11 protein-coding genes are annotated in these 7,296 nt (G+C 41.1%); all 11 read right to left on the bottom strand.

The genetic code is table 11. From position 1 onward, the window contains the following. Positions 1 to 209: 209 nt before the first annotated feature. Positions 210 to 587, bottom strand: a complete 378-nt coding sequence (locus tag ACHUFZ_RS20835; RefSeq protein WP_394128661.1) for a nuclear transport factor 2 family protein — start codon at positions 585 to 587, stop codon at positions 210 to 212. Positions 588 to 751: 164 nt separating this feature from the next. Next, positions 752 to 1,054 (bottom strand): type II toxin-antitoxin system RelE/ParE family toxin, encoded by a 303-nt coding sequence (locus ACHUFZ_RS20840; RefSeq protein ID WP_025796191.1) that lies wholly within the window; start codon positions 1,052 to 1,054, stop codon positions 752 to 754. Then, complete coding sequence (locus ACHUFZ_RS20845) at positions 1,042 to 1,299, bottom strand: type II toxin-antitoxin system Phd/YefM family antitoxin (RefSeq protein ID WP_005448240.1); 258 nt, start codon at positions 1,297 to 1,299, stop codon at positions 1,042 to 1,044. The genes ACHUFZ_RS20840 and ACHUFZ_RS20845 overlap by 13 nt, the downstream gene beginning before the upstream one ends. Positions 1,300 to 1,486: 187 nt before the next feature. Continuing rightward, positions 1,487 to 1,870, bottom strand: a complete 384-nt coding sequence (locus tag ACHUFZ_RS20850; protein WP_394128662.1) for a hypothetical protein — start codon at positions 1,868 to 1,870, stop codon at positions 1,487 to 1,489. A gap of 150 nt (positions 1,871 to 2,020) precedes the next feature. Next, entirely contained in the window at positions 2,021 to 2,470 is a 450-nt protein-coding gene (locus ACHUFZ_RS20855) for a hypothetical protein (RefSeq protein ID WP_045390267.1), read from the bottom strand. A 143-nt stretch (positions 2,471 to 2,613) separates the two neighbouring features. Next, positions 2,614 to 3,108 carry a GNAT family N-acetyltransferase gene (locus ACHUFZ_RS20860; protein ID WP_394128663.1) on the bottom strand — a complete coding sequence of 165 codons (495 nt, stop codon included), beginning with the start codon at positions 3,106 to 3,108 and terminating at the stop codon, positions 2,614 to 2,616. Positions 3,109 to 3,247: 139 nt separating this feature from the next. Continuing rightward, on the bottom strand, positions 3,248 to 3,694 hold the full coding sequence (locus ACHUFZ_RS20865; protein WP_394128664.1) for a GNAT family N-acetyltransferase: 447 nt from the start codon (positions 3,692 to 3,694) through the stop codon (positions 3,248 to 3,250). A gap of 665 nt (positions 3,695 to 4,359) precedes the next feature. Beyond that, positions 4,360 to 4,698, bottom strand: coding sequence for a hypothetical protein (locus ACHUFZ_RS20870; protein WP_394128665.1), 339 nt, complete (start codon positions 4,696 to 4,698; stop codon positions 4,360 to 4,362). A gap of 147 nt (positions 4,699 to 4,845) precedes the next feature. Continuing rightward, positions 4,846 to 5,196, bottom strand: coding sequence for a hypothetical protein (locus tag ACHUFZ_RS20875; RefSeq protein ID WP_394128666.1), 351 nt, complete (start codon positions 5,194 to 5,196; stop codon positions 4,846 to 4,848). Between the two features lie 152 nt (positions 5,197 to 5,348). Continuing rightward, the gene (locus ACHUFZ_RS20880) at positions 5,349 to 5,654 is read right to left on the bottom strand and encodes an NIPSNAP family protein (protein WP_182110718.1); all 306 of its coding nucleotides are present in this window, start codon (positions 5,652 to 5,654) and stop codon (positions 5,349 to 5,351) included. A gap of 752 nt (positions 5,655 to 6,406) precedes the next feature. Next, on the bottom strand, positions 6,407 to 6,730 hold the full coding sequence (locus ACHUFZ_RS20885) for a hypothetical protein (RefSeq protein WP_394128667.1): 324 nt from the start codon (positions 6,728 to 6,730) through the stop codon (positions 6,407 to 6,409). Positions 6,731 to 7,296 lie beyond the last annotated feature (566 nt).

The following is a 7,296-nucleotide window of genomic DNA, read 5'->3' on the forward strand; positions in this document are numbered from 1 at the left end:
ACAGCTCGCTTACTGCTTCCAAAAAGTCATCACTGTAGTCTTTGATTTCCATATATCCCTTTCCGAAACCTAACGCCAAATTAAGGTGTGAACAACGCTGCCACCTAGCTAAACCATTGTGCCATAAACACTAAACTTGCTTGAAGTGAAAGCGCCAAGCGTTGTGAATCACTCTTAAATTTATTGTTATATGCCCGTGTTCTTAAGCTTTAATTATGTTCTAGCTCGAAAGGCGAGCACGGTGTGCCTTGGTGATACTTGAGTTGCCAGCAAGTACCTGTAAATGTCCAAATTGAACAACGTTTAGCAAAATCACTAACTTCGCCAAATTCACTTACCAGAGCTGATTCGTACCTCAGAAGTTGAACAGAAGGTTCTAGCTGAATACATTCATACCTCTGTGAATGTATACGAGTACTTGAGGGTTCCTCACATTCCATCATGTCTATAATTGAGTCGAAATCATAACTCGTACCTGATTTACCAACTTCCACAAAACTAGGATGGATTAGACGCTCAATATCCGTTTTACTTTGACGTATTTCATATTGATGCAACTCGATCTCTTGCTCAATGAGAATATCCATTTGGTCTCCAAAACTTCAAAGGCATATAACGCCCTGTTAAGGTGTGAGCAACGCAATACCGAAGCCGCCGCATACCACCTTAAACACTAAAACCAACGCATAGTAAAAATGCCACGCGTTGCGAATCACTCTTAAACAGTTTGTTAGCTGCTCATTCCCAAAGGTTACTGTTTACTCAACAGGAACTTACGCAAATCTCTCTCTGCACGCATAACAAACAGAATAAACACTTTGTCACCGTCTTGTTTATAGAAAACACGACATGGATTGACGACAACTTCACGATAACTTAAATGTTCTAGCTCGGGTGGAATACGACCTGACTCTGGGAAAGTTTGTAGGCGTTCGACTTTGGAGAAGATCGTTTGCACTAACTGCTTTGCAGCTACGATATTTTCAAGTGCGATGTATTCAGCGATATCGTTGAGGTCAGATAACGCTGGTTCAGTCCAGATTACTTCAGCCATTTTGACATTTTGTCCTTGGCTTCATCATGACTTACAACTTTACCATCAGCTAGTGCACGCTCACCTCGTGCAATACCCTCAAGAATAGCTAAACGATTTTGCATAAACTCGTAGTCATCAACATCAACGAGATAAGCGGATGGCTTACCATGCTCAGTAATTAACACTGGCTCTTTGGTGTCGTGGAGATCGGCGAGGATCTTAGTTGCTTGACGTTTAAGTGATGTAACTAGTTCTACTTTCATGAGAGCTGCTCCAAAGGAATACTAAAGTGATACTATTCTATCACTTTGAGTATAGCAAGCTCCATGACGGCTAACGCCAAATTAAGTAGTGAGCAACGCTGCCACCTACTTAACGCATTGTGCCGTAAACACTAAAGGTGATTCAAACCAAAAGTGCCAAACGTTGCGAATCTGCTTAAATTTATTGTTAAATGCACTTTCCCAACAGAAACTCCCAGTCTGAAAAAGAAATCTGATTCTTGGTAACTTTAAGCCGATGGTAGCCCGTTTCTGTATTTGAGGTAATCTGAATATATTGATGCCCAAGCATACCTTTCTTAGCCATCAACTCAGCCTTGAGTCCTCGGAGGAAAACATCATTCCCCACAACTGACAAATGAGTTTTCTTAAACAAGGCTAAAACTGAATACACAACCACCATACTCGTCACTCCGACTAGAAATGACCATAATTGAAATTCAGCTTCGTAGAACCAATTGAAAATAAGTGTGAAAACCACATAGCTTGTCACCATGGACAACACCATTTTCCAATGCCATAAATTAGTTCTAAATTCTATATTTCGACTCATCCGTAAATCCTATTAGAACGCACGTGCATTTAACGCCCAATTAAGGGGTGAACAACGCCTCCACCCAAACCTAAGGTATTGTGCCATAAACACTAAATTTGAAGTAGAAGCAAAAATGCCAAGCGTTGTGAATCCCTCTTAAATTGCTTGTTATACGCGTGCTAACGATGATGTGAGTTCATTCACTATTTTTTCCTGAACGTAAGGGAGATACTCTTCATAAAACGTTGCTGGACGAACGTTTGTAAGCTTACCTTCGTCTTCAGGCACCTCAATTACGAAGCTAGTCTGCTTTACCCAATTGACTTTGATAAACAGAGCGTTCCAATCCGAAATATCAACAGCACCATACTCGCCAGACTGTAAGCACTGAATAAAGCTTTTAGTAACGATACCGATACCTTTTACTTCGATATTGCGAATGTACCTCGGACTTACACTTTTCAAATAAATGATATCGCCGACTTTAAGCTGAGAAACCGCTTCGTAAAGGTCTTTAGAGTTGTCTTCATTCCAGCCAAGCACAAACTTGTTGTTCTCAAAAAACTCTCCTTTGACTTCAGTACCACCCCAGTTTGAACCTGCACCGAAAATTGCCATTTATGTCTCCATTACCCTATAAGCGTATAACGCCAAATTAAGTAGTGAGCAACGCTACCACCTACCTAAACCATTGTGCCGTAAACACTAAGGTTGATTCAAACCAAAAGTGCCAAGCGTTGCGAATCTGCTTAAATTTATTGTTATGTGCGTGCCAAACGGTAGCGCCTTACTGTGCCTTCATTATCATCTGTATAGTTACCCAGATATTCACCACAGCAGTTTTCTATAACCTTTTGAGATGCTGGATTATCAATTGAACAGGTAACGATCACCGAGTCAGTTACAACATGGTCACGCACCCAAGCGAGAAGAAACGAAGCAACGCCTTTGCTACGAGCTGATGGTTTAGTCTCGTAACCAACATGCCCTATTACATTCTCTACGTTCGCATTAGTCCCAGTGCGAACTCTAATAGCGCCTAAGATTTCAGAGTTCGAAACGCAGTAATACGTTGTACTTGGCAAATACCCATTTGGTAATTCGGAGGTTGCCTTAGACCGCTCAACCAAACCTGACAAATAGGCTTCAGGGTTTAGCTCAACATTTTCGTATTTGGGGATACCCGAATCGAAGCATTCTTTCGCATAACTAGCTAACATTGAAGCCAAATCAGGGCTAGCTTCTACTACTTCCATGTATACTTTCCTCTAAAGCACATAACGCCAAATTAAGGTGTGAACAACGCTGACACCTTACCTAAAGCATTGTGCCATAAACACTAAACTGACTTGAAGTGAGAGCGCCGAGCGTTGTGAATCACTCTTAAATTTATTGTTATGTGCGTACTAAAGACATTGGCACGAACCGAATTCCGTTGAACTCTGCTTCTTCACCTGTTGCTACGAAACCATTACGATTGTAAAAGCCAACAGCATTCACCGATGAACGTAGGCTAACTTCACGAGCGTCTGTCTGATTAAGCAAATGATTTAATAAAGTACGACCTAAACCTGAACCCTGCTGTGAATTTGCTACAAACAAATGAGTTAGATAATTTCCACCACGCAAAGCGGCAAAACCTAGAACTTTCCCATCCGATACCGCCTTAATTGATGAAAACTTCTCATCATCTAGAGTCGACGCTAGGTCAGGCAATACTCTGTCCTTATATTCTTGCTTTCCTTGCTCATTAAGCAATGGAAGCACATCCTCGGCAGAGACCTCTGAAACAAGCCTTGTTACCGCGTCTAAATCCGTTTTTAGAGCCTTCTGAATTTCCATATTTCCTCCGAGCACATAACGCCCTGTTAAGGTGTGAGCAACGCAATACCGAAGCCTCCGCAGACCACCTTAAACACTAAACGCAACGCATAGTAAAAATGCCACGCGTTGCGAATCACTCTTAAACAGATTGTTATGTAATCGCGCTTCATTTGCTTCGGTACAATCTAACTTACACCTTTCAGTATGCATACTGTATAGATCACAGATGATAATGAAGTTATAGCCAATCTACTGTACTGCTTGGTGAGGTCGTTTGGCTCAAAATCAACTATTACAGACCCTATTGGTAGACCTTTGTCATATAGATAACATGCGATGACTGCACTCATATAAAGAGACACAAATAGCCCAGGATATAAAGTACTATGATTTACAACCTGATATATGCCACGCCCAATGACGATTGAAACTAAAGTTAGTACACATATCATTTGGGACTGCCAAGTTAAGTACTTATGAGGCCATATTATTCTATTTCCAACATACTTCCGCACTAAAAGACTCCTAAACTCCATGGGTTACATAACGCCAAATTAAGTAGTGAGCAACGCTACCACCCTATCTAACCCATTGTGCCGTAAACACTAAAGCTGATTCAAACCGAAAATGCCAAGCGTTGCGAATCTGCTTAAATTTATTGTTAGGCGATGACTTGTAGCTATCTAATAACCTCGAACAGCAAATACAACACCGCAGACTATGAAAAGAACAACAAACCACAAAATTGCGGGCATCGGGTTTCCATTTTTAGCCTCAGATGCCAAATATGAATTGAACTCTTTTTTACTTTGCCTTCTGCCATGTTTCGTGGACAAATTATGTTGCCCCAACGGTGTGGTTCCCGACTCGATATACTGTTTCGCAGATGCGAGTGTAGGTACAGGCCCGAAATTATGAGAACCGTTTGCATCAAGTACAAGCCAACCTGACCCTTGCTTTACGATAAAACGCCCATCATCCACCGAGTACTGCCCCGCTTGGATTCTAGTAACCTTAGCCAATATTATCTCCTATTCGCCTAACGCCAAATTAAGTAGTGAGCAACGCCACCACCTGACCTAAAGCATTGTGCCGTAAACACTGAAGTTGATTCAAACCAAAAATGCCAAGCGTTGCGAATCTGCTTGAATTTATTGTTATGCTCGTGCTCAAAGAAATTGAAGGGCTAAACAAGCTATAAACGCTGGCAGACCGGCTATAAAGAAAACTAAACCTGTCTGGTAGTTCATTCGATAGTGCTCGCGTTCGTCTTTGTCGAAATCATGCCCTTCTACCATTTTGTAGACTTTGTCTGTTCTAGGGTCATCTAACCGTGTCGTCTTACTATGGACTCCACCTTCCCACATTAGCTTCGCCAAAACCCATATGACGATGACAACAAAGAAAAGAAAATCGACCAACTGAGTGGTAGCAAAGAATGGAACAAACTGGGCTAGAGCGATCACAACAAGAGCCGCAGAGAGGTTAATTAGAACCACTTTTTTGAGTAAATCGAGCAAAATTACCTCCTAGAGCATAACGCCCAATTAAGGGGTGAGCAACGCCTCCACCTAAACCTAAGGCATTGTGCCATAAACACTAAATTTGAAGTGGAAGCAAAAATGCCAAGCGTTGTGAATCCCTCTTAAATTGCTTGTTATACGTTGCTTCCTTACCCGAGCACTGGTCTAAAAAAGCTACGTTCATAGCTAATAATGCAGTCTACTTTATCTGCAAACTCAAAAGCTTCAATACACTCAGGATCATTTAAAGATTTAACACGATACTCTTCATATGCTGATAAGCTTTCAAATGTGAACAAAGCTAGAGCTATATTATTCGCACCTTCTGACGGTAGGAAATAGCCATTGTGTTGACCACCGAACTTCTCAACAAGTGGAATCCACATTCTTGCGTATTCTTCAAATTCTTTGACCTTTTTCGGGTCAATCACGTACCTGACATAGCAAGTAATCATAAGCTTTAAATCCTTCTAATTGCTTAATTTTATGCGCAACGTATAACGCCCAATTAACGTGTGAGCAGCGCAGACACAGAACTTGAATCCTACGCCGTAAACACTAAATTCAACCAGAAGTGAGAGCGCCAAGCGTTGCGAATCACTGTTGAATTGTTTGTTATGTTTTACCACAAATACATGATTTACTTGAGAAAGAACTGATATTTCTAACTACTTTTCTGAAGCAAGCCACAAGGCTGAAACCAACTTGGCCGCCAAAGGCGACCAACCAGAAACGAGTAATGCCACTTCCCTGCCCAATGAGGCAACCTGACTAAGCTCCAACAAGTGCCCTTTCTTTCCAACCAAAGCGCAAAACAATGCTGAATTGCCGAGACAACTGCCAAGCCGAAATGCTAATTGGCTAAGAGCCTAGAAGCGACTTTGGGCCAGTTAAACCAGAAGCCAACCGCCACGACCTGACAATGAAGCAACCCGCGAACATTGGCATGTTTTACGGGCGGAGAGGTTCAAGAATTTAGGCCGACAATACTGATTTGCTGAGTCTACTAGAGACGAATTGCCAGAGGGACAAAGAACTTCAGCCTAAGAACCTTAAGCCCTTGAAATACAAGTAAACATAACGCCAAATTAAGTAGTGAGTAACGCTACCACTAACCTAAACCATTGTGCCGTAAACACTTAAGCCGATTCAAACCAAAAATGCCAAGCGTTACGAATCTGCTTAAATTTATTGTTATGTAATAATTCTAATTGGCAGTATTTCTGATTACACCTAGTTGCTTGTGCCTAATGGGTGTTAAGCCATGAGGAAAGTCTATATCTGAAGACATACCTAGAATAACAACTTGATCTTCGACCTCATGGTAGTGAGTCGTTGCCTTTAACTTGAATGTGTAGGTATTGTTAGTTCCATTAAATGCAAACTCACTATCGCAGTACATCTGTACTTCAAACTCCAGTTCTTCGCCATTAGAAAGGACCACATAAAATCGAGTTTGGGTGAAATAGTCGCTTGGAAAGTGCCAACCGCCACAATCTATAAATACCACTGTTTGACAATGAAGCACCATCCGATCACGTTGATTTCGATAGGCTCGGATATCACAATTACTGAACGAAACTTCCAAATTACCCCCTATTACATAACGCCGCGTTAAGTAGTGAGCAACGCCACCACTAAACCTAAACCATTGTGCCGTAAACACTAAATTAAAAGCAAACCGAAAATGCCGAGCGTTGCGAATCTGTCTTAAACGCTTTGTTAGGTGAATTTACTCGAACAAGCAACGGTACTAACTAGTCTAGCTTAAGTAGCTTTCTAGATTTTTTATATACAAAGTTCATCACTATGATAGCAACTAAATAAGAAATTACATGTATTACTAATAGCTTAAAATTGAAGTCATCAAAAAACACAGAATAATCTAAGTCAAACAAACCTAATACTGCTTTACTAATGAATACAGCAATAATTCCTAGAACAATATCCATAAATATCCTTATCCATTTATATCGAGAGCTAGTGCCTTTCCCGTCTTTTGATACAGCCCTAGCTCACCTAACGCCCAATTAAGGGGTGAACAACGCCTCCCCCAAACCTAAAGCATTGTGCCATAAACACTAAATTTGAAGTAGA

The organism is Vibrio hepatarius, from assembly GCF_043642085.1.
GTDB lineage: Bacteria > Pseudomonadota > Gammaproteobacteria > Enterobacterales > Vibrionaceae > Vibrio > Vibrio hepatarius_C.